This is a genomic window from Salinifilum ghardaiensis, assembly GCF_054491345.1.
Map to the genome: position 1 here is coordinate 1,154,428 of NZ_CM137101.1, position 26,045 is coordinate 1,180,472.

26 protein-coding genes are annotated in these 26,045 nt (G+C 68.9%); 9 read left to right on the forward strand and 17 right to left on the reverse strand.

From position 1 onward, the window contains the following. Positions 1-123 precede the first annotated feature (123 nt). Positions 124-2,247 (reverse strand): RecQ family ATP-dependent DNA helicase, encoded by a 2,124-nt coding sequence (locus tag ACVGV0_RS05155; protein ID WP_459158704.1) that lies wholly within the window; start codon positions 2,245-2,247, stop codon positions 124-126. 199 nt (positions 2,248-2,446) lie between these two features. On the opposite strand from ACVGV0_RS05155, the gene ACVGV0_RS05160 reads away from it, so the two are divergent. Both ACVGV0_RS05160 and nadD read left to right on the forward strand, forming a co-directional pair. Next, positions 2,447-3,760 (forward strand): glutamate-5-semialdehyde dehydrogenase, encoded by a 1,314-nt coding sequence (locus tag ACVGV0_RS05160; protein ID WP_459158705.1) that lies wholly within the window; start codon positions 2,447-2,449, stop codon positions 3,758-3,760. A gap of 566 nt (positions 3,761-4,326) precedes the next feature. After that, positions 4,327-4,959, forward strand: coding sequence for a nicotinate-nucleotide adenylyltransferase (gene nadD / locus ACVGV0_RS05165; protein ID WP_459158706.1), 633 nt, complete (start codon positions 4,327-4,329; stop codon positions 4,957-4,959). Between the two features lie 46 nt (positions 4,960-5,005). Here nadD and ACVGV0_RS05170 read toward each other — a convergent pair whose 3' ends face one another. The 4 genes from ACVGV0_RS05170 to ACVGV0_RS05185 form a co-directional block, all read right to left on the reverse strand. After that, entirely contained in the window at positions 5,006-5,614 is a 609-nt protein-coding gene (locus ACVGV0_RS05170; protein WP_459159929.1) for a site-specific integrase, read from the reverse strand. Between the two features lie 512 nt (positions 5,615-6,126). After that, positions 6,127-7,386 carry an IS701 family transposase gene (locus tag ACVGV0_RS05175; RefSeq protein WP_459158707.1) on the reverse strand — a complete coding sequence of 420 codons (1,260 nt, stop codon included), beginning with the start codon at positions 7,384-7,386 and terminating at the stop codon, positions 6,127-6,129. 54 nt (positions 7,387-7,440) lie between these two features. Further along, complete coding sequence (locus tag ACVGV0_RS05180; RefSeq protein WP_459158114.1) at positions 7,441-8,538, reverse strand: IS630 family transposase; 1,098 nt, start codon at positions 8,536-8,538, stop codon at positions 7,441-7,443. Positions 8,539-8,752: 214 nt separating this feature from the next. Further along, positions 8,753-9,163 (reverse strand): hypothetical protein, encoded by a 411-nt coding sequence (locus tag ACVGV0_RS05185; RefSeq protein WP_459158708.1) that lies wholly within the window; start codon positions 9,161-9,163, stop codon positions 8,753-8,755. 877 nt (positions 9,164-10,040) lie between these two features. Between ACVGV0_RS05185 and ACVGV0_RS05190 the strand changes: the two genes are divergently transcribed. From ACVGV0_RS05190 to ACVGV0_RS05210, 5 genes are read left to right on the forward strand one after another with little or no spacing between them, the layout of a single operon-like run. Further along, positions 10,041-10,805: an SAV_915 family protein gene (locus tag ACVGV0_RS05190; protein WP_459158709.1), complete on the forward strand. Its 765-nt coding sequence runs from the start codon at positions 10,041-10,043 to the stop codon at positions 10,803-10,805. Between the two features lie 3 nt (positions 10,806-10,808). Beyond that, positions 10,809-11,120 carry a hypothetical protein gene (locus tag ACVGV0_RS05195; RefSeq protein ID WP_459158710.1) on the forward strand — a complete coding sequence of 104 codons (312 nt, stop codon included), beginning with the start codon at positions 10,809-10,811 and terminating at the stop codon, positions 11,118-11,120. Positions 11,121-11,133: 13 nt separating this feature from the next. After that, complete coding sequence (locus tag ACVGV0_RS05200; RefSeq protein ID WP_459158711.1) at positions 11,134-12,258, forward strand: hypothetical protein; 1,125 nt, start codon at positions 11,134-11,136, stop codon at positions 12,256-12,258. A gap of 10 nt (positions 12,259-12,268) precedes the next feature. After that, positions 12,269-12,910 carry a hypothetical protein gene (locus ACVGV0_RS05205; RefSeq protein ID WP_459158712.1) on the forward strand — a complete coding sequence of 214 codons (642 nt, stop codon included), beginning with the start codon at positions 12,269-12,271 and terminating at the stop codon, positions 12,908-12,910. Positions 12,911-12,924: 14 nt separating this feature from the next. Beyond that, the gene (locus tag ACVGV0_RS05210) at positions 12,925-13,137 is read left to right on the forward strand and encodes a hypothetical protein (RefSeq protein WP_459158713.1); all 213 of its coding nucleotides are present in this window, start codon (positions 12,925-12,927) and stop codon (positions 13,135-13,137) included. Positions 13,138-13,209: 72 nt separating this feature from the next. On the opposite strand, the gene ACVGV0_RS05215 is transcribed toward ACVGV0_RS05210, so the two are convergent. From ACVGV0_RS05215 to ACVGV0_RS05235, 5 genes are all read right to left on the reverse strand, one after another. Further along, a complete protein-coding gene (locus ACVGV0_RS05215) occupies positions 13,210-13,842 on the reverse strand; it encodes a hypothetical protein (RefSeq protein ID WP_459158714.1) in 633 nt (210 codons plus the stop codon). Further along, complete coding sequence (locus ACVGV0_RS05220; protein ID WP_459158715.1) at positions 13,832-15,073, reverse strand: hypothetical protein; 1,242 nt, start codon at positions 15,071-15,073, stop codon at positions 13,832-13,834. Before ACVGV0_RS05220 ends, ACVGV0_RS05215 begins: the two co-directional genes overlap by 11 nt. Before the next feature lie 20 nt (positions 15,074-15,093). Beyond that, entirely contained in the window at positions 15,094-15,372 is a 279-nt protein-coding gene (locus ACVGV0_RS05225) for a hypothetical protein (protein WP_459158716.1), read from the reverse strand. A gap of 13 nt (positions 15,373-15,385) precedes the next feature. Next, the gene (locus ACVGV0_RS05230) at positions 15,386-15,712 is read right to left on the reverse strand and encodes an SAV_915 family protein (RefSeq protein WP_459158717.1); all 327 of its coding nucleotides are present in this window, start codon (positions 15,710-15,712) and stop codon (positions 15,386-15,388) included. A 200-nt stretch (positions 15,713-15,912) separates the two neighbouring features. Further along, the gene (locus ACVGV0_RS05235) at positions 15,913-16,350 is read right to left on the reverse strand and encodes a hypothetical protein (RefSeq protein ID WP_459158718.1); all 438 of its coding nucleotides are present in this window, start codon (positions 16,348-16,350) and stop codon (positions 15,913-15,915) included. A 619-nt stretch (positions 16,351-16,969) separates the two neighbouring features. Between ACVGV0_RS05235 and ACVGV0_RS05240 the strand changes: the two genes are divergently transcribed. Together ACVGV0_RS05240 and ACVGV0_RS05245 are read left to right on the forward strand one after the other, a co-directional pair. Next, positions 16,970-17,500 (forward strand): DUF1648 domain-containing protein, encoded by a 531-nt coding sequence (locus tag ACVGV0_RS05240; RefSeq protein WP_459158719.1) that lies wholly within the window; start codon positions 16,970-16,972, stop codon positions 17,498-17,500. 91 nt (positions 17,501-17,591) lie between these two features. After that, the gene (locus tag ACVGV0_RS05245) at positions 17,592-17,888 is read left to right on the forward strand and encodes a hypothetical protein (protein WP_459158720.1); all 297 of its coding nucleotides are present in this window, start codon (positions 17,592-17,594) and stop codon (positions 17,886-17,888) included. Positions 17,889-18,308: 420 nt separating this feature from the next. Here ACVGV0_RS05245 and ACVGV0_RS05250 read toward each other — a convergent pair whose 3' ends face one another. The 7 genes from ACVGV0_RS05250 to ACVGV0_RS05280 all read right to left on the reverse strand — a co-directional run bounded on the left by ACVGV0_RS05250 (position 18,309) and on the right by ACVGV0_RS05280 (position 25,941). Beyond that, positions 18,309-18,743 carry a cytidine deaminase gene (locus ACVGV0_RS05250; protein ID WP_459158721.1) on the reverse strand — a complete coding sequence of 145 codons (435 nt, stop codon included), beginning with the start codon at positions 18,741-18,743 and terminating at the stop codon, positions 18,309-18,311. Positions 18,744-18,828: 85 nt separating this feature from the next. Further along, positions 18,829-19,065 carry a hypothetical protein gene (locus ACVGV0_RS05255; protein ID WP_459158722.1) on the reverse strand — a complete coding sequence of 79 codons (237 nt, stop codon included), beginning with the start codon at positions 19,063-19,065 and terminating at the stop codon, positions 18,829-18,831. Between the two features lie 24 nt (positions 19,066-19,089). Next, on the reverse strand, positions 19,090-20,448 hold the full coding sequence (locus tag ACVGV0_RS05260; RefSeq protein WP_459158723.1) for a S8 family serine peptidase: 1,359 nt from the start codon (positions 20,446-20,448) through the stop codon (positions 19,090-19,092). Between the two features lie 359 nt (positions 20,449-20,807). Then, on the reverse strand, positions 20,808-21,707 hold the full coding sequence (locus ACVGV0_RS05265; RefSeq protein WP_459158724.1) for a DUF4231 domain-containing protein: 900 nt from the start codon (positions 21,705-21,707) through the stop codon (positions 20,808-20,810). A 254-nt stretch (positions 21,708-21,961) separates the two neighbouring features. Further along, on the reverse strand, positions 21,962-24,787 hold the full coding sequence (locus ACVGV0_RS05270) for a TIR domain-containing protein (protein WP_459158725.1): 2,826 nt from the start codon (positions 24,785-24,787) through the stop codon (positions 21,962-21,964). Between the two features lie 159 nt (positions 24,788-24,946). Further along, a complete protein-coding gene (locus tag ACVGV0_RS05275; protein ID WP_459158726.1) occupies positions 24,947-25,249 on the reverse strand; it encodes a YrhK family protein in 303 nt (100 codons plus the stop codon). A gap of 224 nt (positions 25,250-25,473) precedes the next feature. After that, positions 25,474-25,941 carry a cupin domain-containing protein gene (locus tag ACVGV0_RS05280; RefSeq protein ID WP_459158727.1) on the reverse strand — a complete coding sequence of 156 codons (468 nt, stop codon included), beginning with the start codon at positions 25,939-25,941 and terminating at the stop codon, positions 25,474-25,476. Between the last annotated feature and the right edge of the window lie 104 nt (positions 25,942-26,045).

The window sequence follows — 26,045 nt, forward strand, 5'->3', positions numbered from 1 at the left end:
CCGTCCGCGTCGTGGGACGGGACGCCGGTCCACCCATTCTTCCGCCCTGATCGGCACGTGCAATGACACGAACGGTCCTCCTCGGGCGAGGGAGGGTCCGCACTGAACGTGTCCCGCGCCGCGTCAGCTCGCGCTGGCCAGGACCAGCGGCAGCACCCCGGGAGCACCGGCCTGCCGGAGCCTGCTGCTGAGCACCGCCACCGTCCAACCGGTGTCGACGTAGTCGTCCACGAGCAGCACCGGTCCGCTCAGCCCGGACAGGTGCTGCGCCAGCTCGTCCGGCAGCGCGAACCGCGACCACAGCGCCCGCACCCGGCGGGCGCTGTTCGTGCCGTGCGGGGTGCTCCCAGTGGTGGCGGTGACCTCGCCGAGCAGCGGGAGCCGCCCGATCGAGCCGATGCGCTGGGCCAGTCCGCGGACCAGGTTGGGCCGTTGCCGCGACTCCACGGCCACGATGCCGACCGGTCGCTGCTCCCACTCCCAGGCCGCGAGCACCCGCACGCACGCCTGCACCAGGTCGTCGCCGGGCGGCTGCGCACCGTCCAGCAGACCGCGCAGCCGGGAACCCCAGGACAGATCGGTCAACCGGGCGATGGCGCGCCCCGGTTCGGCGCGCTGCTCAGCGGCGATCCGGCCGGAGGCGGGGATGTCGAAGGCGTCCAACCCGCTCGGCCACTGCCGCCGCGGCGCGATCTCCACGCCGGGCCGCTGCAGCCGCTCCTGCGCCCGGCGCACCCGCTCCTCCGGCACGTCGACCTCGGGGTGCGCCCCGGTGCAGTTGTCGCACCGGCCGCAGTCCTCCGCTCCCGGGTCGTCCAGCTGCCGCCGGAGGAACCGCATCCGGCACTCGCCGGTGTCCAGGTACTCCAGCATCGCCCGCTGCTCGGCGGCGCGCTGCTCGGCGATGCGCGTGTAGCGCTGCGCGTCGTAGTGCCACTCCTGCCCGGTGGCTTCCCAGCCGCCGCGGACGCGGCGCACCGCCCCGTCCACGTCGAGCACCTTGAGCACCATCTCCAACCGGGCGCGCCCCAGCTCCACGTGCGGCTCCAGCGCCGCGGTGGACAGCGGTTGGTCCGCGTCCGCCAGCGCCGCCAGCACCGCGCGCACGGTCGGCTCGGGCGGGAAGGCCAGCGAGGCGAAGTACCGCCAGATGTCCTGGTCCTCCGAACCGGGCAGCAGCACCACGTCGGCGCGCCGCACGCCGCGCCCGGCGCGGCCCACCTGCTGGTAGTAGGCGATCGGGGTGGCCGGCGCGCCGAAGTGCACCACGAAGCCCAGGTCGGGCTTGTCGAAGCCCATGCCCAGCGCGGAGGTCGCCACCACCGCCTTGACCCGGTTGTTCAGCAGGTCGTCCTCGACGCGCTGGCGCTGTTCGGCGTCGTCGCGGCCGGAGTAGGACACCACCTCGTGGCCCTGCTCGCGCAGGTGGGCGGCCACCTCCTCGGCCGTGGCCACCGTCAGCGCGTAGACGATGCCGGACCCGGTGAACCGCGACACCCGGTCGCCGAGCCAGGCCAGCCGCGTCTGCGTGTCCGGCAGCCGCACCACCGACAGGTGCAGGCTCTCCCGGTCGAGGCTGCCGCGCAGCACCAGCGCGCCGGTCTCCGCCTCGCCCGCGTCGTGCTCGCCCGCGCCGACGCCGAGCTGCTCGGTGACGTCCTCGACGACGCGGTCGTTGGCCGTGGCCGTGGTCGCCAACACCGGCACGTCGGGCGCGAGCTCGCCGAGCAGGCCGCGCAGGCGCCGGTAGTCCGGGCGGAAGTCGTGGCCCCAGTCGGACACGCAGTGCGCTTCGTCGACGACGAGCAGGCCGAGCTCGGAACCCAGCGAGGGCAGCACGTTCTCCCGGAACTCGGGGCTGTTGAGCCGTTCCGGGCTGATCAGCAGCACGTCCACCTCACCGGTGGCGACCTGCTCCTCGATGCCGGCCCAGTCCTCGGCGTTGGCCGAGTTGATCGTCGCCGCGTGCACGTCGGCGGCGGCAGCGGCGGCGACCTGGTTGCGCATCAGCGCCAGCAGCGGCGAGACGATCAGCGTGGGCCCCTCGCCGAGCTCGCGCAGCAGCGCCGTCGCCACGAAGTACACGGCCGACTTGCCCCAGCCGGTGCGCTGCACCACCAGGGCGCGACGGCGGTGCAGCACCAGCGCGCGGATCGCCTCCCACTGGTCCTCGCGCAGCGACGCGTCCTCCCCGGCGAGGGCGCGCAGCCGGTCCTCCGCCATCTCGCGCACGACGTGTTCGTCCATACCTCGATTCCTACCGCACCGCTCCGGCGGGGCCGGGCGCGGTGGGCCCGCACGACGCGCGGTGTGTCGGGCCCGGTCAGCCGGGCCGGCCGGGGCTGGTCAACCCGTGCGCGGTGGCGGCCACGTCGCGCGCCCGCGCGGGCACGGCGCGTCCGCACCCGGGCGGCGCGCGCGCCCGCGCGGTCTCTAGGCTGGGACCGTGACCACCGCGACGAATTCCGCAGACAGCCCGGAGGCGGCCGACGGGGGCCAGCTGCAGGAGCAGGTCCGATCCGCCGCCCAGCGCGCCCGGACCGCGTCGGTCGAGCTGGCCGCGGCCACGCGCGACGCGAAGGACGCGTTGCTGCAGGCGATGGCCGAGGCGCTCATCGACAGCGAAGCGGAGATCCGCGCCGCCAACGACAAGGACGTCGCCGCGGCCCGCGCCGCCGGCACGCCGGACAGCATCGTGGACCGGCTGCGCCTGACCCCGGAGCGGATCCGGGACATGTCCGCCGGCTTGCGCACCGTCGCGGACCTGCCGGACCCGGTGGGAGAGGTGGTGCAGGGCGGCACGCTGGCGAACGGCCTGCGGCTGCAGCAGGTGCGCGTGCCGCTCGGCGTCGTCGGCATGGTCTACGAGGGGCGACCGAACGTCACCGTCGACGCCGCTGGGCTCACGCTCAAGTCGGGCAACGCCGTGCTGCTGCGGGGGTCGTCCTCGGCGGAGGAGTCCAACCGGGTGCTCGTGTCGGTGCTCGGCGAGGTGCTGCGGCAGCACGGGTTGCCGGAGGACGCGGTGCAGCTGCTGCCGTGCCACGACCGCGCCTCGGTGCACGCGTTGATCACCGCGCGCGGCCTGGTCGACGTGGTCATCCCGCGCGGCGGGGCGGGGCTGATCTCCACCGTGGTGCAGCAGGCGACCGTGCCCACCATCGAGACCGGCGTGGGCAACGTGCACGTCTACGTGGACTCCGCCGCCGACGTGGACACCGCGCTGCGCGTGCTGCTCAACGCGAAGACGCGGCGCACCAGCGTGTGCAACGCGGCCGAGACGCTGCTGGTGCACGCCGACATCGCCGAGGAGTTCCTCCCCCGCGCGCTGTCCGAGCTGGGGCAGGCGGGGGTGACGGTGCACGCCGACGAGCGCGTCGCCGCCCACGGCGGGCCGACGGTGGTGCCGGCCACCGACGAGGACTGGAACACCGAGTACCTGTCGATGGACATCACCGCGGGCGTGGTCGACTCCCTGCAGGGCGCGGTGGAGCACATCCGCGCGCACGGCACGGGGCACACGGAGGCGATCCTGACCGAGAACCTGCGCGCGGCGAACGCGTTCACCGCGCGGGTCGACGCGGCAGCGGTGGTCGTGAACGCCTCGACCGGGTTCACCGACGGCGGCCAGTTCGGCATGGGCGCGGAGATCGGCATCTCCACGCAGAAGCTGCACGCGCGCGGGCCGATGGCGCTGCCGGAGCTGACCTCGACGAAGTGGCTCGTGCACGGCGACGGGCACGTGCGCTCGGCCAACTGACCGCAGTGGGCCGGCCTGCCGGCGAGCGGGCCGGGTCTGTCCGCGAGCGGGCCGGTGGAACCTCCCCTCTTATCTGGAATCGTTCCAGTTGGCGCAATTTTCATGAAAATTGGAACCCGTCCCCACGCCACCGGGTGACGAGTTGTCCACAACGCGGGCCGTGTCGGGCTTGACTCGGCGCGTGTTCCGCGTCGGCGGGCGATCTTGGAACCGGCGGTTCAGACTCGGTGGTGGCCGAAGCGCCACGGCTCCGGGGTGAGGGGAAGCATCTCGGAGCCGTGCGGTGCTCCGCGTGCCCGGATTCCTGCGTGCCCGGGCTCCTCGCGTGCCGGGACTCCCCGCCCCGACCACCGATGTCGTGGTGGCCGGGGCGCCGGGCTCCCCGCGTGCCCGGACCTCCGGTGCGCGGGGCACCGCTCCGGCCGCGCCCCGGCAGGGCGGAGCAACCGGGGCGCGCGTCCCGCGCCGCGCGGACTGCGCCGCGCTCGGCGGTGACCGTGCGCCGCAACACGCGGCGGGCACCCCCGCGCGATCTCCGCTGATGCGGCTTCCTAAGCTTGGAACCCATGTCGCAGCGGCGTCGCATCGGTGTCATGGGCGGAACCTTCGACCCCATCCACCACGGTCACCTTGTCGCGGCCAGCGAAGTGCAGGCCCAGTTCGGGATGGAACAGGTCGTGTTCGTCCCCACGGGCCAGCCCTGGCAGAAGAGCCACGAGCGCGTGTCCGCGGCCGAGGACCGCTATCTGATGACGGTCATCGCCACCGCCTCCAACCCGCGGTTCCTCACCAGCAGGGTGGACATCGACCGGCCCGGCCCGACCTACACCGTCGACACGCTCAAGGACCTGCACCACCAGTACCCGGACGCGGACCTGTACTTCATCACAGGTGCGGACGCGCTGGAGCAGATCCTGTCCTGGCACCGCGCCGAGGAAGCCTTCGAACTGGCGCACTTCATCGGCGTGACGCGGCCCGGCTACTCGCTCAACGGGGCGCACCTGCCGGAGGGGTCGGTCTCGCTCGTCGAGATACCCGCCATGGCGATCTCCTCCACCGGCTGCCGCGATCGCGTGCGCGCGGGCCTGCCGGTCTGGTACCTCGTCCCGGACGGGATCGTGCAGTACATCGGCAAGCGCGGGCTCTATCGCGGGGACGGCCTCTCACCTGCACCGGAGTGGGGGCCGGGCGCTGAGTGAGCGATGGCTCCAGCGCGGGGAGCACCTCGCGTGCGAGATGACGCCGCTACATCGGCTCCGGTGACTCGCCGGCCAACGACCGGGTGCGCTCGATCGCTTCGGGCCACTCGTGGGCGCAGGTCTCCAGCGTCGTCATGGGGGAGGAGTGCCCGAGCGCCAGCTGAACGGTCTTGACGGAAGCGCCCGAGTGGATCAGCAACGTGGCGAAGTAGTGCCGCAGGGCGTGCAGCCCGGTCCCCGCCGGGAGTCCCGCCCGCTGCACGGCTGACTTCCACACCGGTGACCAGTTGGACCGGGTCACCGGCAACCCGCTGACCGTGGTGAACAGCAGCCGAGCCGGCCGCCGGGTGGGAGACTTGGGATTCGTCGCGTCGTCGATCTCGAGGGGCTGAGGCGGGTAGCGCTCGAGGTGGCGAAGCAAGGTTTCGGCGACCACCTTCGATAGCTCCACGGTGCGGTTGCTCGTCTTCGTCTTGACCGGGGCGAGGCGAGGAGCCCGACGAGGTTGCTGCAGGAGCTGCTGCTCGACCACCATTTCGCCCCGTTCGAAGTCGATGTGCTCGAGCTCAAGTGCGGCCCTGGCAGGGGCCGCCTGCCTGCTGCCTGGTGCGTCCGGCGAGAGCCGCCCGCCCGCTTGCCTGTGCGCTGCGGCCAGGCCGGGGCCCGCCGGGCTGCGGCTCGCGCCGGTCCTGGCGGACCCCGGCGGCCGAGCGCGTAACGGTGGGCGGGCGGCGTCACCGGCCGCGAGCGGAAGGCAGGCGACTCATCCACGACAGGGGCCGCCGTGCGGGTCGACTGGCCACGCTCGCTTGTGGCTGGCAGCCGGGTCGCCGTCGAGCCTCGTAGGTGGCCCGGTGGGCGGCCGGTTCCCTGCGTGGCTCGGGTGGCCGCCTGGGCGCGCCGTCCAAGGAAAGTGTGGTTGCGCTGCGCAGCTGGGTCACCAGCGCCACAACCGACGGGCGACCATGCTGGCTCGCCCGCTTGTGGATGCGCACCTTCAATAACGAGCTGAAAGCTATACACATAGACTAGTAGGGCTTTGTTAAGTGCGTAATCGTTGCTGGCGTGGGGGTTTCGCGCTGTCTCGGAGGGGTTGGTGGCAGGTGTGGCAGGCGCCGGTCCAGACGGCCAGTAGTGTCTGGAGTTCGCGGATCACGGCGTAGAGGGTCAGGCCGGCGCAGGGGCTTTTGGGTCATAGCGCAGTTGGGTGCAGATGGCTTGGGCGAGGCTGGCGAGGGTGACGTGGCGGTGCCAGCCGGGCATGCTGCGGCCCTCGAAGTGGTCGAGGCCGAGGCCGTCTTTGAGTTCGCGGTAGTCGTGTTCGATGCGCCAGCGCATTTTGGCGAGTTGCACCAGCTCACGCGCCGGTGTGTCGGTGGGCAGGTTGGACAGCCAGTAGTCGGTGGGTTCGGGCTCGCCTGGGGGCCATTCGGCGATCATCCAGCAGGCGGGCAGGTTTCCGTTGGTGTCTCGGGCGTTGTTGCGGTTGGCCGGGCGTACCCGCAGGGTCACAAAGCGCGAGCGCATCGCGCCGGTGCGGTTGCTGGCGGTTTTCTTCGTGCCGTGGCGCCAGGTCACCTGCCGCAGTGCTGTCCTCCCGGCGGATAGCGCCAGCGTGCGGAGGTCAGTGGGCTGGTGCGGATAGCCGGGTTTCGGCGGGCGCCCGGTGCCGGGCCAGGGTGGTGTGGTGATCTCGGCGTCGCCGGGCTGAACACTGGTGCTGGCCTTGACCGCCACGACGTAGCTCAGGCCGCGTGCAGCGAGCTCGCGGCGGAACTCGGTGATACCGCCGTAGCCGGCGTCGGCCACCACCGGCCGTGCCGACAAGCCCCAGTCACTGATCGCCTCGTCGAGCATGTCCAGCGCCAAGCGCCACTTCTCCCGATACCGCACCTCGTCGTCGATCTTGGCACGAGCCCGGCGACGCTGGATGCGCTCTGCGGCCTCGGCATCCTCGGTGGTGTGATCGTCCCAACTGACGGGCAGGAACAGGCGCCAATCCAGCGCGGCCGAGGCCCAGTCGGTGGCCGCGTGCAGGCTGACCCCGACCTGGCAGTTACCGGTCTTGCCCAGCGCCCCGCAGTACATCCGCGCCACCCCGGGCGAGTCGAGACCGTCCTTGGGAAAGCCGGTGTCATCCAACACCCACGCCCGCGGTTGCAGAAACCGTTGGGCCCAGCCCGCCAGACGCTGGCGCACCCCGGCGTAATCCCACGTCGACGAGGACACGAACTGCTGCAACTGCTGATGATCCACCTCAAGCCGCTGCGCCATCGGCTGCATCGACTTGCGCTTGCCATCCAACAACAGCCCACGCAGATACAACTGGCCCTTGGCCCGCTGATCCCGCCGCGACAGCCCCGCCAGCATCTCAGCCGCGAACGCCTCCACACGCGGGGCCACCGACCGCATCTCCTCCGGAGTCACCCCAAGATCATCACACAGAAGATCAACACCTAACAAAGCCCTACTAGTGGCGCGTCAGGCAACCTTGGCCGGGTAATGGGTCCAGGTGCGGATGGGTGAGTCGGTGGCGAATCCGGTCTTGGGCAGAGCGCGGGCGTTGCGCCAGCGCACATAGGCGCGAATGGCAGCGTTCTGTTCGGCATGACTGCGGTGATCGGTGCCATCAAGCGTGAAATAGCGCAGGGCTGCGAACTCGGACTCGATCCAGTTCAGCCAGGATCCGTAGGTGGGCAGGAAGACGAGCTCGACGTGGTGGGCAGCGGCCCAGGTCCGCACTGCGGGGTGACGATGCGGCGAGAAGTTGTCGCAGACGATGTAGAGCTTCTCGCCGGGCCATCGGGCTCGTAAGCTTGTGAGCAGGTCGAGGAATTCGCGATGGCGTTTGCGGTTGCGGATGCGGTAGTGCATCTTTCCGCTGTTCAGATCGAGAGCGGCCAGCATGTGCATGACCCCGTCATGGCGGTGGTAGGTCGCGCGTTGGCGTCGGGGTTGTTGGCACGGTCGCCAAGCCTTGCCCTTGCGGGGCAGCAGGTTCAGCGGCCCGAACTCGTCGACGCAGACCACGCGCCCGTCGGCGGGCGGCTGGTCATACAGCGCGAGGATGCGGTGCATCTTGGTGAGGAACTCCGGGTCAGTGGAGGTTTTCCACGTGGTTGTGGCCTGCCACGACACGCCACCGGCCCGCAAGATCTGCCGCAACGTCTCGGTCGAAAGCTCCACGATTGCGCACCGCTGGATCAGGTGCTCGCGCAGCTTGGACAGCGACCAGGTCGAAAACGCCGTGATACCCCAGTCAGCCGGGGACGTCCGGGCGATCAAGCAGATCCGCTCACGAAGCTGCTCACTGATCTTGCGAGGACGTCCCCCGTTCCATTTTGGGTGCAACGCATCAAACCCCCGCTCGTTGAACGCGTGGATCACATCACGCACATAGTCGTCGCTGACCTGCATCAACGAGGTGATGTCGGCAACCGCCTGCCCCTGGGCGGACATCAGCACCACGATCGCCCTGCGCAGCTTGACCGGATCCTTCGCCCTCCGGCTGATCCGCTGCAGCTGATGGCCTTCCGCCATCGACAGCGACCGGACGAACACCTCCGGACGACGAGCCATCGCCACCTCCCACACTCGACACGTGAGAACCAGCCTGACTCATCACCACGCAGATCAATTAACCGACCAACGATCTTGGACGACCCACTAGGTAGTCGTGAGGACATCTGAGCTCAGAGCACCCAACGACGAATAAGGATGCTGGCCAGCGAAGGGTCTCCGTCGCAGGTCAGCGTCCTAATAAGGGTTATGGGGTTAGCTGTTCTTGAATTGTCTAAGTGAACTGTTGAGCCAGGAAGTCCCGAACACTCATGCCCTGCTCTTTTGCTACGAGATAGATTCGGGCCATTTCGGTCGGTTTGAGTTCGTCGTTGTCGTTGGAGACCTTCGGGTCTGGGCCGGTATTCTCGGTGCTGTAGGCAGGCGTGCCATCGGCCTCGAAGCGGACGACACATTGCACTCCTTCATCAGCAGGGGAGAGCAGCATAAGATCAGCTAGCTCATGGCTCCCCTTGCGGCCAGCTCGACGGTATACTTGCTCTCCTTCTTCTAGGGGGCGGCCTATAGCTCGTGCGACCACTGTGCGGTGTGCTTGGACCAAACGCTTGCCGAAGTAGAAGGTCGTTACCCCAGTGCGGGGATAGGTGATGCGATCCGGCTCCCGGCCCTCCACGTAGAGGCGCATAGCGGCGCGGGACCCGTGCTGATGACACTCGGTCTGGTTGTTCTGGGTCGCGGTGCGGGGGCAACCTGGTTCGGTACAAGCCCGGCTCATGGCGATTACCTCCACGTGTTGAGGCAACCCGCCGGTCGAATGTCAGTCTTCCAGGTCGGGCCTGTACTACACTGACTACCGCGACCAGTCGGATGCCAGTTCGGGTTGGTGCGGTAACCCAGATGAAGGAACAACATCTAGGTATCCATGCGCCCGTCACGAGTGGCAGCTCGTGGCGGGCGCCATCATGTGCAATGAGTGTACTACTGATGGCTGTAGGTGATCATCACACGGTGGAATAATAGCGGGTCTCGCCATGCGAAAGATCTCCACTTTTCGGATTTAGTTGCGAGGCAACGGATTTCATGGATAGGACTGACATTTTTCCTGGTCATCTGGGGTTGCCGTGAGTGGTGCACTCCTTCAGAGCTTGAGATGGATCTGGTTGCATGCGGCCGGTTACGCGACCTCGTTGCTACTAATCGAGGACAAATAACGGAGACAACGGCAAGCGAGGCGAGACGTCCTTAGCTTCGTCGCAGGTTAACGGGCGGTCGCTCTGGGCGTAGGGGCTCACGCAGGCTTGCTTCAGCGGCCAGCGCCCCTACTTAACCCCTACAAAACCACTGCAAGAGCTGCCTGCTACTGACAAATGACCGGTACGACGCGGCGGGCATCAGAGCAGCTCACAGCAGCTACTGACAAACACTGATACTCATCAGCAAGTCGCTGCTCCTCAAGTGGGTCTCGCAGGTGCAGATATCTGAAGGGGTTTCTCTGGCTGATGGTGGCCTGCAGGCTCTCCTCTCCGAAGCTTGCCTCCAGGTCGACGGCCCATGATGGGGGCGTGGCCGGCAAAAAGGTCATTCGTGTTGTTTCGCCCGGGTTGTGCGAAGTCGAGGATGTGGCGGAGGCGAGCCCGTTAGGATCTTTGCGGCGTAGCCCGCACCGAGCTGGAGTCGTGATGGTCGAACTGGCCGAGAAGCCCCGGGCTTATGACCCGGATGAGAAGGACTTGTTGCCTGCGCAGCTGTACCTGGCCTGTCGTCCGGACGAGGACACCGGCGGGCTGATGCTGGAGACCAGGGAGCTCTCCGGGCAACTGGTGGTGCTGGGGTATTCGACGCTGGACGGGTTCCTCGCCGGATGCGGTGCGGATCAGCCGTGGATCCTGCTGCCCACCACCAAGGTTCGGGAGATCGCGTGCCTGGCGGAGGGCTCGGCGATGCAACCGCCGAGCTTCCGGTTCAGCGTGCTTCTCGACGCACCGGTTCCTCCTGAGTTGCGGGGAACCGCGGGTGGCTGGGCCGAGGACGAGGCCGACTGGAACGAGGCGGAGTCCGGCGACTGGACGACGGTGCACCTCGCGTCCCGTCCGTTCAGCGGCCGGCCCGAGAACGTCGAACTGGAACTGCAACCGATGCCGGGGGATCGACTGGCCATCATGGCCTACACCTCGGAGACCGCGTTGCGCGAAGGGTGCGGACCTCATCAGGCCGCAGCACCGGTTCCGGCAGGGTTGCTCGGCGACGTCCGGCGCCAGTGCGGTGCACACACGATCTGTCTGGACACACCGCTGCCGCAACGCCTGCGGCACGGCGGAGAGGAGTGAGGCATGTCCGGCGATGAAGTCCAGGTCGGTCATGAACAGGTGCGTCAGATGGCGTCCGCGTTGCGCAGCAGCACGGACGAACTGGAGAGCGCGGCGAAGTCTTCACCCGGCATGCCCGAGGTGAGCAGTTCGGCCGAGTGGATGAGCAACACGCTGGGGGAGCTCTCGGAAGCCGCTGCCGGGCTGCTCGCCACGGTCGACGAGGTTGCGGGCAAGATCGATGCCAGCGACGGGAGCTACGGCGATGTGGACAACCGCAACGCCGAGCGGCTGCAGAAGGAGTACCGCGACGAGTACGCCGGTCGGCCGGACTGAGGGGAGCAGAACAGTGGCTGGGGAACTGGATACCGAGGTCCTGGACAAGCCGGACACGTGCCGGCGCACCGCCGAGTGGTTGGGCAAGCTCGCCGGTGGGGTCACCGAGGTGGCCGATGCCGTGAGCCAGCAGCGCAGCGGCTCCGAGGGCTTCTGGCGGGGCACCGCAGCGGACGCGGCGCGCGGTGAGCTCGGCAAGCACGCCAAGAACGCTGACGAGCTGGAAGGCGGGATCAACAAGGTCAAAACGGCCTTGGAGGTCTTCGCCGACGAGATCGACACCGTCAAGCGGCGCATGGCCGACGCACGCAGTACCGCTCGCGACGCCGGCCTAGTCATCAATGGTAGGCAGATCCTGCCTCCGAAGCCAGGTTCGAGCGATCCTGCCGGACAACCCAGCGGCCCGAGCGGGGCGGCGGAGAAGCAGCAGAAGGCATTCGAAGCAGCCGGTGAAACCGTCGCGGACGCGCGGAACAAGCAGGAGGAAGCGCACCGCAAGCTCGAAGGGCAGTTGAAGAATCCGTACGAGACCTTCAACACGGTCAAAACGCACGTGATGCGTTCAGTGACCGGCGGGTTGACCGCGATCAAGACCTCCAGCGACAGTGCCTCCGCCCTCTTCCAGGAGGCGCGGACATTGCGAGGTCAAGCGGTGGAGATGGACAAATTGGCCAAGACGGCGGATCACAGCAGCGACGCCGCCAAGGCCAAGGTCGCGGCCATGCAGACCCGCGCCCAGGCCACCGTTGCTAATGCGCGAGGAGAGAGGACGGGCCGGCTCGCGAAGAAGGCTGGTCGCTTCAGTGATGTCGCCGCTGCGGACGCGAGCAAATATGTGGAGGGCGGTTCCAAAGTCGCGAAAGGAACGCGTTCCGTGCTCCGCGGGCTGCCATATGCGGGCACAGCGATGACGCTGACTTCGGAAGCGATTGATTACGGGACCGGAACCGATACGGCCGGTGAGGCGGCGATGGACGCCGGCGCCAGCCTTGGCGGAGCAGCGGTCGGTGGTGCAGCCGGTGCTGCGGTCGGCTCGGCCATCTGCCCTGGTCTCGGTACCGTGATCGGAGGAGCGGCGGGCAGCATGCTCGGCGATTTCCTCGCGACCACGGGGGAGGATGCCCTGACGGGCGAATAGGTGGGACGGAATGTCTGAGGAGAGTTCGGTGATGCCGGGGCAGTTGCCGCCGCGGCCGGATCGGTGGACTGGTGAGCCGCGGCCGCCGCGGGCGCCGGGGTTCATCAAGTGGGACAAGCCGCCGAAGGATCAGGATTCGGAGCGTGATCGCAGCCAGCGGCGCAAGCCTGCTCCCCCGGAGGGGCAAGGGCCGGTGCTGGAGTGGTACCGGCACAGCCAGCGCTATGCGATCGGTATGGCAGCCGTCGGTACGGTCGTCATCGCGATTGGAGTCGGTTTCCGGCAGGGGCTCGACTACAGTTGGGTCGGACTTTGGTGGGTATGGATTATCCTCGCTTTCTGGGGGCTCGGCTTCTACGGGATCTTCCGCAAGGTCGGTGCGGCAGCGGGGGCTGACTGGTTGAAGGTGGGCCGCATGTGGGTATTGCTGTACGAGCTCACCGAGATCAAGGTGCGTCATCGCGGGATGTCGATGCATCTGGATCTCAAGGACAGCGGCAACCGCAGTCTTCAGGTGCGGGTGGACGAGTTGCAGGAAGATCGGGATTTGTGGGATCTGGTCTACAACGGCTTGCTGCACTCGGCGGCCGTCAACGGTGCGAAGACCAACTGGGCCGCGCACTCGTTGCTGGAAGTCCCGGATCCGGAGTGAGAGCACTGGGGTCGGTGGAGCAGCGCGCGGTGGTGCCGGATCAGTTGCAGCCGCGGCCGGATCGGGGGACGGGGCAGCCACGGCCGCCGCGGGCGCCCGGATTCTTCAAGGGCGAGAAACCGCCGAAGGATCAGGATTCCGAACGTGACCGCAGCCAGCGGCGCCACAGCCGACTCGACATGCACACGCCGGTCGAGTACGAACGCAGCAGGCTCACCGTGGCATGAAATCTAGAAACCCGGCTCCGCCAAACCCGGGGTACACCAGTTTATTAGCAGGTTGGGGCAGTTGTCGGTGCGTCACTGGTTTTCGGAGTTGGCTCTGCGGTTCGTGTCGGTAAGGTCGGGGTAGGCGTTGCGGGCGTTGCGGTTGAGTTTGGCGCCGTTGGCAGCGGAGTGGCGCATGCCGAGGTAGACGTAGTTCCAGACGGTGCGGTCACCTTCGACGGTGCTGATCGGGATCTCCACGCTGCGGTCGTCTGCGTCCTGGAGCATGAGGCATGGTTGGTTGGTGCCGTAGGTGTTGTACGCGATCTTGGTCAGTTCGTAGGTCTTGACCCAGTGCTGGCGGATGGACAGCCAGTCGGCACCCGCGGCGACGCGATTCGCGCGCTGGACGTAGACGCTCCAGCCGTACAGAATCGCTGCGATAACCCAGAGTGGCCATTTGGTGAACGCTGACAGTCCGCCGTGGAGGACGAAGGCGGTCATCGCCACGGCGGGTGGTATGAGTCCGCCGAACCATGAGACGAGCTTGCGCTCGCGGAAGTAGGCGAGGGTAGGACCTTGGTCGGGTGGTGGTGCAGGTGGCTTCGACCAGCGCTTCTCGTTGTAGCCACCGGGATGCTGTGTCGGCGCAGCTGGGGGAGCGGGTTCGCCGGTGTTTGGGTCGGGCCGCGGTGGAAGGTGGGCGGCGGGATCGTCAACGGCCAATCCGTGCCTTCCTGTACTCGTCGGTGTTGTCGTTGGGGCCGTCGCCTCGGTCGCCGCCGAGGTCGCGTCCCAGGTCGCGCAGATCGTGATCTTGGAAGTAGGTGTAGGCGGTTGCGGTGGCGAAGCCTACGCCCAGACCGAGTGCCGTGACCGGGGCACTTGCGACCGACAGCGCTCCACCACTCGTAGCTGCCCATGTAGCTGCTGAGCCGCCGGCGGTGCCTATGGCGTATCCGCCCATGTTGACGCGCACGGACTTCCCGATCGGTTCGCCATTCATGATGTCCTGGGCTGTGAAGCCGACTGCGGTCAAACCGGCGGTCACGTTGAAGAGTTTGCCGACTTTTGCCAGACGTGTGCTCTTTTGCCCGCCCATGTTGGCGGAGAGTCGATCCAGCACGTAGGCACCTGCTTTGGTCCGGGAACCGCCGAGCAGCATTCGCCTGTTGCTCGTGGCCGCTTGGTCTTCCATGCCGGTGTTGGTGAGCAGGGTTTGCATTCGGGCGTTGCGGGCTTCTGCGGGCATTGTCGAGTCTGCCGACAGGCGTGCGAACTCGTCGGCGAAGTTGCGCATGCTTTCGGCGTTCGCGGCGAGACCGGTTTCAGCTGCGCGGAAGGTGCCAGCGGAGATGAGGCCGCGGGAGATCCATGTTTGCGGGTTGGCGGTGACTGTTTCGACGATGCTGTTGCCGCCGTCGAGGGCGTCTGCGAGGGAGCGGTGGGCGGTGCGTTCCAGGCGTCGCTTGTCGTCGACCGAGGCCAGGATCGCTTGGTAGGCCTTGTGTTTTTCCTCAAGTGCGGAGCGCTCGGCGCTGTGCGGGTCGAGTCCGGGCATGTCACCGCCCATGCCTGTCGGGGCGCCGGTGGTGGGGCTGCCGTCTTCGGGTTCGTGGATCACGCTGCCGGTGACGGTGAGGCCGGCATCGTGGGCCATCTGCACGCACTGCTGCATGCCCGCGCGCACGGTGTCGATGTCGTCGGCGAACTGCTCCAGGCCGCGGACCACCCACTCGATGCCTTCGACGAGTTCGTCGATGTCGCGGCCGGCCTTGTACTGCTGCGTGCGGAAGGCGTCCGCGGCTTGGCCCTCCCAGATGCCTTCCGAGGACGAGGAACTCTTGAACGCCGCGTCGGCGGCAGCGCGGTCGTTGGCCGCGAGCATGCGCAACCAGGAGGCGAGCTCGCGGCACGAGGAGGGCTCTGATTTCACATGAACATCGACGCTGCTCACGGTGTCTCCTTCGATGCGCTTTACTGGTCCGGCGGAGCGGGCATGCCGTCAGCTGCGTCCTGGTCGATGCGGCGGTACTCGTACCGGGTGGCGCGCAGGTCTTCGGCCGCCTGGTGCAGCCCGCCACTCACCCCCACGCTGGCCTGCGAGAGCCGAGCCACCGCTTGCGCGACCAGCGCGATCGACTCGCCGGCGTTGGCCACCGGAGCCTGCCCCATCTCGTCGAGCGTGTCAGCCGCGTCGTCAAGTCCGCGGGCCAGCGTCTCCAGTTCTTCCGGGATGCACTTGAAGCTGTCCACCGCAGTCCCCCAGCTACTCGGCCTCGTCCTGATGCTGCTCGTCCGGCAGCGGCACGTCCTGCAGGATGACCTGCGCATCCACTTGCTCGGCGAGCTGGCGCAGTTCCGATTCCGGCACGCTGATCCAGGCCTGCTGGTTTCCGCAACCTTCCACCAGCCGCTCCAGGCTGGTGTAGGTCACCAGAGCCAGCGCGCCTTCGCTGGTGCGGCGAAGCTCCAGCTGCGCCTCGTGGTCCTCGGCCGCCATCGGCTGCGACGGAACGTACACCGGCACCCGCTGCTCGCCGAGGACAGCGGGTGCCACCACGCCCTCGCCGTTGTCGGACCCCTCCGACAGCATGCAGACCTCGCTTCCTCACATCGTTGATCACGCGCACCGTATCCAATGCGGGCGCCGGCGGGATGCGAAGTCCTACTCACCTACAGCAGCTCTCACCGAAATGGAGCAGCTGAATACGACATAATTGGTATTGCGGACGGGTCGCACGGATGGGACGTCAACGTGTCGCGAAGCGCTGGATCACCGCTTCGTTCCGGGAGCTATTTTCCAACGAAGAGCGCGGCCGTCGCAACCACGGCAGAAATGAGTGTTCCCAGGGCGCTCAAACTCGTTGCGGCCCCGTGGAATCCTGTGATTAATCGCTTGCCGAGTGCGCCCCACGCCGATGTGCGTATGAACATCTTGAGCTTTTGCCATCGATGCTGCCGGTAGCTGCACCCCATGAGTATTCCGGACGCATTTCTCCTGCAGAAACCCCCTTCGCGGGTCGCGGCGCAGCACCACACTGGGGCCTGGAACAAGCAGTAGAAGAACGCGAGAAGGGACAGTATGAGCAGCGCACCTGGCGCGAGCGAGCCGCTGAACCAGCCATAGGCCGCGACGGCGACTGCGATGAATCCCCAGTACTTCCCCATTTGTTTCACGGGGCAACAACGTAGCTGCCCGATGATCATGGCAAAATCGGCCAAACGGGTCACCGTTGGCGGTATCCAACCATCGCGGGTACGTACGGCGGAGGTGCTGGGAAGCTGTCAAGACGAATGCGTGCGAGATGCTGTGCGCGTACGTGCGCTTCTGCGCGGCGTGCTCGCACCCGGGGCCCGGTACAAATCCGGTACAAACGAGCGCGAGCAAGCCCCACCAACGGGGACAAGCCACGAGAACTATCGTTCCTGGTCACAGGCGATTCGCAGGGTGTTCAGCTGGTCATAGCTCCCCGGGGTGCGCTACATCGGCAAGCGCGGGCTCTATCGCGGGGACGGCCTCTCACCTGCGCCGGAGTGGGGGCCGGGCGCTGAGTGAGCGACGGCTCCAGCGCGGGGAGCACCTCGCGTGCGAGATGACGCCGCTACATCGGCTCCGGTGACTCGCCGGCCAACGACCGGGTGCGCTCGATCGCTTCGGGCCACTCGTGGGTGCAGGTCTCGAGCGTCGTCGTGGGGGAGGAGTGTCCGAGCGCCAGCTGCACGGTCTTGACCGAGGACAGGTCCGGCCGGGCACCTCTGCTCGCTCGCCTGCGCGTCCGGTGAGGGCCGTCTGTGCGGATGCTGCCGGATAGGGTGCATATGCCGCGGCAGACGTCCAGCGGGAGGCGCGATGTCCACCGATCCCCGGCCAGGGTTTCCACGGCTGTGGTTGATGCCGAGCCTCGCGCTCCTGATCACCATGACCGCGTGGGCAGCGACGGTGTACCCCGACCTGCCTGAGCAGGTTCCCCAGCACATCGGACCGAGCGGGGTCGATGCGTGGACGGCCAAGACCGTCGGTTCCGCCTTCCTCCCGGTATTCCTCTACCTCGCGACCACGGTGCTGTTCACCGGCACCGCCTTCGGCATCGCACGCACCACTCCGGAAAGCGAACTACCACGCGATCGTCCACCCGGCATGGTCAAACGCACCGCCACCTGGGCTTCGGCAGCGCGGTGCGCCAAGGCGGTCCTGGCGCTGAACACCGCGTTGGGCTTGGCGCTCCTCCCGCTGTGCGCGATCCAGTGGCGCACCCCACAGACACCCGATGTTGCCTGGTGGCTCCTTCCCCTGGCCCTCGTGCTCGTCCTCGCCGGACTGGTGCCGCTGTTCATCGCCGCCCAGCGCGATCAGGCGGAGAAGCGCCGAACAACTCGCTGAGGAGAAGCAGAAGGCGTTCGAGGCCGCCGGCGACACGGTCGCGGACGCGCGGAGCAAGCAGGAGGAAGCGCACCGCAAGCCCGAAGGCCAGTTGAAGGATCCCGACGAGACCGTCAACACCGTCAAGACCCACGTGATGCGAGCGGTGACCGGTGGGTTGACCGCGATCAAGACCACCAGCGACAGCGCCTCCGTGCTCTTCGAGAGGGCTGACGCTTTGGACGGCCGGACCGAGGAGATGGACAGGATGGCCAAGGCGGCGGACCACAGCAGTGACGCCGCCGAGGCCAAGGTCGCGGCCGTGCAGACCCGTGCCCAGAGCAAAGTCGCGGATGCGCGAGGAGAAAAGGACGGGGCGGCTCGCCGAGAAGCCGGGTCGGGGAAGTGATATCGCCGCTGCGGACGCGAGCAAGTACGTGAAAGGCGGTTCGAAAGTCGCCGAAGGGGCGAGCTCTGTTCTGCGTGGAGTGCCTCGTGCGGGGACAGCGATGACGCTGACCTCGGAAGCGATTGATTGCGGGACCGGGACCGACACGGCCGGGGAGGCCGCGATGGATGCCGGTGCCAGCCTCGGTGGAGCAGCGGTCGGTGGCGCGGCCGGTGCTGCGGTCGGCTCCGCGATCTGCCCGGGCGTCGGCACCGTGGTCGGCGGAGCTGTCGGGAGCATGGCGGGGACTTCCTCGCGACCGAAGCGGAGAATTTCCTGACGGGCGAGTAGAACGGGACGAAGTACGTCCGACGAGCATGTGGTGGTGCCGGATCAGTTGCCGCCGCGGCCGGATCTCCCGTGCCGCGGGGTCCCCGGCGCTCAGGACGCGTGCGCGGCGGAGGAGGGCCAGGCGTCGCCGTCGGCGAAGTGCTCGCCCCAGTAGAACGGGTTGAGCTCCTGGAGGGTCCGTGCGCTCCAGCCGGACGCGGATTCCGGATCCGCCACGCCCACCTGAACGTCCGGTCCCCACAGCGCGAGGCGTTCTCGGCACATCCCGCAGGGCGCGAGGACCGAGAAACTGCTGGCGCCTTCCCACTTGCTGACGAACACCGAAGCGGTGACCGGGACGCCGAGCGTGTAGGCCTGGCAGATCGCCCCGGTTTCCGCGCACAACGTGGCCGCGGCATTCAGGTTGTCGAGGCACACGCTGGTGAGGATTCGACCGTCGCGCAGGTACACGGCCGCGGCCGCCGCGCGACCGCGGCGCTCCGCCTGGTCGACCGCCGCGTCCACGAGTCGCTGATCCAGCTCCATCCGAGCAGTCTGGCGGTTCGCGGACCGGTCGGTCCCGCGGGAGGGTCTCTTCGAGACCGAACCGCAACGCGGTGATCCGTGGAGATCACCGGGTGTCGTCGTCCGGCGGAGGGGCGTGGAACGTCGTCTCGTCCTCGACGCCGGCCACGCCGGGCGTGGTCCGCACCCCCTCGCGATGCTCCCGCGGGACGGAGCCAGTGATCATCCCGATTTCACCGAGCACCTGCTCGACCTGCATGCCCGCGCTGCGCAACCGGTCGGCGAGCTCGTCGATCCCGACCCCCTGGTCCTCGTCGACGATCACGGTCACCCTGTCCGGCATCGGGACCCCCTGGCAACCGGTCGGTCACCGCGGTGCCTGCACCAGACCCGCGCCCGCGTCGAGCGAGGGCAGCTCGAGCCGTCGAGCGGTGCGCATCAGCAGGGCCCAGAGCGAAGTCCCGGTCGCACCGCTGTGCTGCGACCACATGGCCGCGATGCCGGCCACGTGGGGCGTGGCCATGCTCGTGCCGCTGATCGTGTTGTAGCGCTGGTCCATGATCCAGGACGAGTACACCGCAACACCGGGCGCCGCGATGTCGACCTGCCCGCCCTGCACCGGATTGGTGCGGGCGGAGAAGTTCGCGATGCGCAGCTGGTCGTCCACCGCACCGACCGCCATGACCGAGCGGCTGTTGGCCGGCACGCCGACGAAGCCGACGTCGTTCTGGGCCCGGTCGGCGTTGTTCCCGGCCGCGGCCACGATCAGCGAGCCCCGCTCGAGTGCGCGACGCCCGACCTGCTCGTAGCGCTGCGACACCTCGCGGATGTTCGCGCCGAGGGACATCGAGATCACCCGACTGCCGGTGGCGATCGCCCAGTTGATGCCGGCGAGGATGTTGCTGTCGGTGCCGCTGCCCTCGTCGCTCAGCACCTTGCCGATCTGGATGTCGGCCGCGTGGGCGGCCCCGTACCGGCGGCTGCCGGGCGGGTTCGGCGGCTGCTCGGGCCCGGCTGCCGTGCCCGTGCAGTGCGTGCCGTGGCCGTGGCCGTCCTGGGGCTGCTGACCGGACACGAACGATCGCGCGGTGACCGAGCGGTTCTTGAAGTCCGGGTGCTCGAGGTCGAAACCCGTGTCCAGAACGGTGATCGGCACGCCCGATCCGCTCTGCTGGGAGCGGGCGACCTCGGTGGCCTGCAGTCCCCACGTGAATTCCGGCGTGTCCGCGAATTCCGCCCCTGGCCCGGCCGCTGCCCCCGGCGGCGCCGGAGCTTGTGGCGCTCCTCCGTTGACGTGCTCGTACAGGTTCACCGCGGCGTCCCGGAACCCCTGCAGGTACTCCGCCGGCAGCGACCGCGGCTGCGCCAGCGCGTGCATGGTCTGTTCCGGCTCGACCGCGAGCACCCGGGAGTCCTCGCCAGCGGCCGCGATGATCGATCCCACCCGCTCGGGATCCGCCGCGATCACGCCGACGCCGAGTTCGGCGAACACCGTCGCGTCCGCCGAGGCCGCTTGTTCGACGTCCAGCGCGCCGTCCGGGAAGTCGTTCGTGCTCGCGATGTTGGACGCCCCGGCCACCGAGCGGAACACGTCGTTCGTCGCCGACCAGTCCCCTTGCACGTCGTCGCTGAGCACCACCACGTAGCGCCCGGTCGGGGCGCCCGGTTCCCCGGTACCACCCCGGTCGGGCTCCCCGTCCCCGCCGAACGGCATCGAATTGATCACCAAGCAACTCCCACTCTGCGCTCGGGGACGCCGGAATGCGGCCTCCCCTCGGTGTTCACGGGGCGTGCGGGGGACGGCTTCGGCGACACCGGGTCGAGTTCACGTGCGCTTCACCTGTTCACCGCCGCAGCGCGTTCCCGTCCACCATCCTTCCGCGGAGATGGTCCTGTCACTACCGCATCCGAGCGAAAACGGATCGTGCGGAGCTGCTGTTCAGCGCATTTCCGGCACTCGGCGGCGCCGGGCAGTCCACCGTGGACCGGAGAGCGCCCGGAGCCCGCACCGGTATCCGCGCGCCGTCCACCGCCCGGCGGGGCGCCCCGTGGTGCGCTGCAGCCCGTGCGGCGCCACCGCGGCGCCTATTCGCTGTGGGAAGAGCGCCAAGTGCTGTGCTCGCGGCTGATGGCGGCTTCCGCGTCGGTGACGGCCTCGGCCCAGGTGTCGTCGGTGGTGTGGTGGTTCAGGCGTTCGCGGATCAGCCCGAGTTCGTGGTTGGCGACGACGTAGGCTTCTGCGGTGGTGGTGTGCTGGCGGGTGGTGGACCAGGCGGCGAGTGCGGCGACCACGGCGGCCACGATGCCGGCGAGGTCGAAGGGGACCACTCCGAACGCGCGGGCCAGCGCGCCCGCGATGCCGGTGATCTCGCAGGCGATCGTGAGCGTTTGGTACCTGCTCGCGCGTTTTTCGTGGAAGAGCGCTTTGCCCGCGTACCAGGTCCGCTGGTCGTCGATCCGACTGATCAGGTACGCGTCTCGCCGGTCGGGCAAGGGGGATCTGCGCAGGGCGCGCATCGCATCGCTGATGGCCGGGGCTCGGGTGGGCAGCAGCCGCACGGCGGCCAGATCACCTCGCAGGGCCTCCAAGCGCCGGGTGAACCGCTGATCGGCCTCGGCCGGGGGGAGCTCCGGCGGGAACGGCTCGCCGCCGACGGCGTAGCGCCAGGTCAGCGATTTCGTCGACTCCGCAAGCGCACGTCCTTGGTACCAGGTCTGGCTCGGTCGACCGCGCAGCACGAGCACCTCGACGCCGAGGGTGCCGATGAAGCACAACGCGGTGGCCACCGCGGCCCAGTCCACCGCATCGGCCTCGATGGTGAACGCCGCTGACACCGCCGCCAGGACCGAGAGGATCAACCGGGTGCGGACGGCGCGGAGGTAGCGGCGTTGCCCCGTCTGCGACGCCTGGTCAGCGGCTTGGAACAGACCCGGGTGGTCTTCCGGGCGCAGCGTCGGCGCGACGTGCGGATCGGACGTGGTCATGTCTCGCCCGCAGCCCCCTCTTCCACGAGTCGAGGTCCACGATGCCGAAGTCGGCCGGCACCACCGGTCACCGCGAGATCATCAGCGACGGGCGGCGCCGTGGCAACCCTCTTGCCGGTGCTTGTGCCGCAACGCGCGCGGGCAGAACAGGGCGGCGCGGATCCCCGCGGACGTCGGTCCCGAGCAGTTTCCCGGCCTGCGGGTCGCGGATCCTTCCGCGGAGTCCCCGCCGAGGCGTCGTCGGGAGCTCGGGATCAGCGCGCGCACCGGAGGTCCTCCGGTGGTTCCGTGCCGACGTAGTTGTGCCATTCGGCCGCGGTCAGGTCCCGCCCGGCACGCGCGCACACCTCGCGGAGCCAGGACCCCTCGGTCATCTGCCACCGGGTCAGGCGGGCGTTCGGGGTGGCCACCAGGAGATGGTCGCCGTCCGCGGTGAAGGTCATGGCGGAGTTCGTGTCAGCGGGGCGCCACATGGTGAACGAGCCCAGCGGCGCACCGGAGTCGAGCTGGGTGAGGACGATGGTGTTGTCCGTGCGCAACCGCGCGATCAGGTTGCCGTTCGGCTGGGCCGCGAGGACTGGCAGGAAGTCCCCCTCCGTCCCCGGGATCGACTGGAGGCGTTGCGTCCCCGCGTTGTTCCAGACCTCCACCGCCCCGTCGCCGCGGAGGACGAGCAACCGGTCCGCGGTGAAGGTCACGGCCTCGGCCGGGCCGCCGGGCAGTTGCCGCCGCTGCCCCGTGCGCAGGTCGATGACTGCGGCGTTGGACTCCTCGGCGACCGCAGCGCGCGCGAGGTCGTGGCTGATCGCGGCTTCTTCCGGGGAGAGGATTCTCGGGGACGCGTACGGCGGAACGTTGCCGGGGAAGGTCCGTTGGACCTCCCCGTCCGGGAAGCTGCGCACCACCCCGTCGCCCCTGGAGCCCAGTGCGGCGATCGTGCCGCCGTCCGCGGAGATCCGCGCGGCGACGGGGGTGCTGCCCGGTGCGGGGCGCACCGGACTCCAGTTCCGGCCGGTGCTTTCCGGTGCGTCGGGATGCACGACCAGTGCTGCGTGGTCCGCACCGAGCAGCGCCAGACGTCGGCCGTCGGGGCTCCACACCGGCAGCATTATGTCGCTGCCGGCCAGGTCGTTCTCGCCGAACAGCTTCCGGGTTTCGGGCGCGCCGCGGGTGCGGTAGGTGATGATCTCGTCGCTGCTGCTGTACGCGGCGACGTCCTCGCCGGGGGCTGCGGCCAGGCGCGGGGAGTTGGCGGATACTCCGTGGTCCAGTTGAATCCCGGCGTCCGACCCGATCCGGCCGGGTGCGTTGAGGTTCCGGACGGCGAGCGTGCTGCCGGAGGCCGAGACCAGCCGGTGCTCGCCGACGAACGAGAGGGTTCCGCGCGTGGTGGTGTCCGTGCCGGTCAGCGCTTCCGGGACGAACTTCTGCTCGTCCGGTGCGGTGGAGGAGACGTAGACCGCCCCGCCGACCGCCGTCGCGGTGCGGCTGCCGTCGTGGCTGATCGTGAAGTCGTCCGCTCTGTCCCCTCGCGTGGTGCCGGTGGTGGTCGTCAGATCGGGGTGCTTCCAGGGCGGGTTCTCCGGGGAATCTTCCCTGTCCCAGATCGAGGCGCGCCCGTAGATGTCCACGCCGAAGTACGTGCCGTCGGCCGAAGATCCGGTGGTCCCCGCGCTCGCGGGAGTGAGCGGCTGCCGCGAGGTCGCCTCCTCGCCGAGTTCCGGGAGCGTGCGCCGCTGCCACTGTCCTGACTTCGTGCTCAGGACGAGCGCGTCGTCCTCCGGCGCGTCGAGTTCGGAGAAGGTCGCCGGCACCGCCGCTCGCGCCGAGGCGGAGCCGGCTCGGCGGGAGGAAGTGGCGTAGGCGATCAACTCCGCCTCCTGCCCGTTCGGGGCGCGCGTGAGCACGGCGAGGTGGCGTCCCGATGGCGTGACGGTCACGGCCGTTGAAGGTCCGGAGTGGACGGTCCGGTCCCGGTCCATCGACGCATTCCACGTCCGCACCGCGGAGCCGTCGGTGGCCAGGACCGCCTCGCCGGTGGAGTCCGTGGCGAGGTCCGTGATGGGCGCGTTGCCGATCCGGCCGGTGGCGCGGCTCCCGCGGGTGAGGTCCCAGCGCAGCACGCGTCCGTCGGCGGTGCCCGCCACGACGACCCCGGCGTCGGTCGCCCCGGTGGCCGTGGTGACCTCGGCCCCGGCGGGCAGGAACCGGGTCAGCTCCGGATTCGCCGCCGCGGACCGGAACAGCGCCGAACGCGTCTGCGCGTCCGCCCGGGTGCGGTACGCCTCGGCGGCCAGCAACTGCGCCGCTTCGAGGTCGCTGTCCAGGTTCGCCACGGCGAGTCCCGCCAGCTGGCGCGCACGGGCGGTCTCGGCCTCCTCGACGGCGGCGTTGCGCTGCACGACCGCCACCGCCGAAGCGATCAACGTCGCCACCAGCAACAACGACAGCGTGCTCACGGCCGCGGTCGCCAGCCGCACGGTTCGGCGCTGGTGCCGGATGTGCGCGCCGACCAGGGAATCCTTCGGCATCTCGCGGATCGCGGCGGCGATGTCCGCGATGTTGTCCCGCATCCTGGGGTTGCTCCGATCGACCTGCTCGGCCGAGCGCAACCACCGCAGGTCCACCCACCGCGGCTCCTCGCGCAACGCCCCGTGCAGCGCGGGAGGCAACGCGGTGGTGGTCGACCAGTCGACGCCGCCGGCGCGTTCGTCCCAGGCGAACTCGCCGTCGGTGAGCACGATCAGCAACCGCTGCGCGGAGCGGTTCGCCAGCCACCAGGCGACCTCCGCGTCCACCCACGGCGATCGTGCCGCCTGCGGGGAAGCCATGAGCACGAACCACCGGGAGGAGTGCAGGGCGCGCTCGATCGAGGACCAGAGTTCCGGGCTCGCGGTCAGGTTGGCGTCATCGCGGAAAACCCGCAGGGAACGCGCCCGGTGCCAAGGCGTGGCGAACCGCTCCACCTCGCGTTGCAGAGCGGGGGCGAGCTTGCCGTCGACCGCGTGGCTGTAGGAGATGAACGCGTCAAACCCCGGTCGTCGCACCGGCTTCGCCCCGCGGCCGTCCCGTGATCCCATCGCGCCGATGGTAGAGCGGGACGCGGCACGATCAATGCCCCGAAGTTCGCATTTGCGCTACCTTTCGGTGGCACCGCACGAGCCGGTGGTTCTGCCGAACGGGGCCCGCAGCGCTCGACCACTGCGCCCGCAGCGGGGCGGTGGACGTGCGGTTGGACGTCAGAAGTCCTGGTCGGATTCGGCGGCCGGGTGCGGGGTTTCGTGGATCCTCTTCAGGTGCACGTGCCGTCGCAACCGGATGAGCGGGCGGATGCCGAGTTCCGCGCTGCCGAGTACGAACAGCCAGGTCCCCGCTGTGTTCGTGGAGTCCCAGAAGAACAGCACGCTGCCGATGAGGAACCACAGCGCGATGAGGACGTCGTTGACGATGCTGAGCGTCTCGTAGCGCTTGCGGATCAGCAGCTCTTCGCGGCCGAGGCGGATCGCCAGCGGTGTGGACGACGAGTCCGAGTGCTCGCTCATGGCCGCATCCTCGCACCGCGCCCCGCGAGTCCGGGATCGGTCTGCTCGACGGGCGCACGCTGGCGGAGTTCGCCGGAGGTGCGGGTCCGTTCCGCGACGCGCCGCGCTGCTCAGCAGACTTCAGTTGTAGCGGTGCGTGCGGACCTCGAGGTGGTGTCCCGCGGGAGCGTCGAAGTGCGGACCGCGGCCGCCGTGGTCGCGGTTGATCTCGCCGGGCGTTCCCCTCACCCCTCGTCGAGCGGGTGCAGCGCGGGCAGGTTCACCACGATCGCCTCCTGCGTCGTCCGCGAGATGACGACCACGGCCTCGTCGTCCGGATCGGGGTTCTCCTCGCGGTGCGGGACGAACGGCGGCACGTAGATGTAGTCGCCGGGTTCGGTGTCCAGCGAGACCTCCCCGCCACCGTCGTGGTAGACGAAGCGCGGGTGCCCGGCCACCACGTAGATCGAGGTCTCCGACTCGCCGTGGTGGTGGTTCGACGACGCGGTGGCCGGTGCCACGTGCGTTTGCCCCGTCCAGAGGTGCTCGGAGCCCACCGTTTTGCCGCTGATCGCCTCGATGCGGTTCATCCCGGTCGACTGCGCCGTGTCGGCGGACAGTTCGGCGCTGCGCACGCGGTGCACCCGGGTGCGGTCGGGTCCCGCGGCGCCCTGGCCGGCTCCGGGGAGGGCGGGGTGGAAACCCTCTGCCATCGCTCACCTCGCATTGATCGGAGCATCGCGGGGCTCCGGTCGGGCGCCCCTCGGGGCGACCATAGCCGCGGAGGTCCCGCGCGGGCAGCAGTGCCCGGGGCTCC

Bases quoted from the DNA above. Each gene is read 5' to 3' on its own strand.
- ACVGV0_RS05155 (WP_459158704.1), bottom strand. From the start codon at position 2,247: ATGGACGAACACGTCGTGCGCGAGATGGCGGAGGACCGGCTGCGCGCC.
- nadD (WP_459158706.1), top strand. From the start codon at position 4,327: ATGTCGCAGCGGCGTCGCATCGGTGTCATGGGCGGAACCTTCGACCCC.
- ACVGV0_RS05180 (WP_459158114.1), bottom strand. From the start codon at position 8,538: ATGGCTCGTCGTCCGGAGGTGTTCGTCCGGTCGCTGTCGATGGCGGAA.
- ACVGV0_RS05185 (WP_459158708.1), bottom strand. From the start codon at position 9,163: ATGCGCCTCTACGTGGAGGGCCGGGAGCCGGATCGCATCACCTATCCC.
- ACVGV0_RS05195 (WP_459158710.1), top strand. From the start codon at position 10,809: ATGTCCGGCGATGAAGTCCAGGTCGGTCATGAACAGGTGCGTCAGATG.
- ACVGV0_RS05205 (WP_459158712.1), top strand. From the start codon at position 12,269: ATGTCTGAGGAGAGTTCGGTGATGCCGGGGCAGTTGCCGCCGCGGCCG.
- ACVGV0_RS05230 (WP_459158717.1), bottom strand. From the start codon at position 15,712: ATGCTGTCGGAGGGGTCCGACAACGGCGAGGGCGTGGTGGCACCCGCT.
- ACVGV0_RS05240 (WP_459158719.1), top strand. From the start codon at position 16,970: ATGTCCACCGATCCCCGGCCAGGGTTTCCACGGCTGTGGTTGATGCCG.
- ACVGV0_RS05250 (WP_459158721.1), bottom strand. From the start codon at position 18,743: ATGGAGCTGGATCAGCGACTCGTGGACGCGGCGGTCGACCAGGCGGAG.
- ACVGV0_RS05255 (WP_459158722.1), bottom strand. From the start codon at position 19,065: ATGCCGGACAGGGTGACCGTGATCGTCGACGAGGACCAGGGGGTCGGG.
- ACVGV0_RS05265 (WP_459158724.1), bottom strand. From the start codon at position 21,707: ATGACCACGTCCGATCCGCACGTCGCGCCGACGCTGCGCCCGGAAGAC.
- ACVGV0_RS05270 (WP_459158725.1), bottom strand. From the start codon at position 24,787: ATGGGATCACGGGACGGCCGCGGGGCGAAGCCGGTGCGACGACCGGGG.
- ACVGV0_RS05275 (WP_459158726.1), bottom strand. From the start codon at position 25,249: ATGAGCGAGCACTCGGACTCGTCGTCCACACCGCTGGCGATCCGCCTC.
- ACVGV0_RS05280 (WP_459158727.1), bottom strand. From the start codon at position 25,941: ATGGCAGAGGGTTTCCACCCCGCCCTCCCCGGAGCCGGCCAGGGCGCC.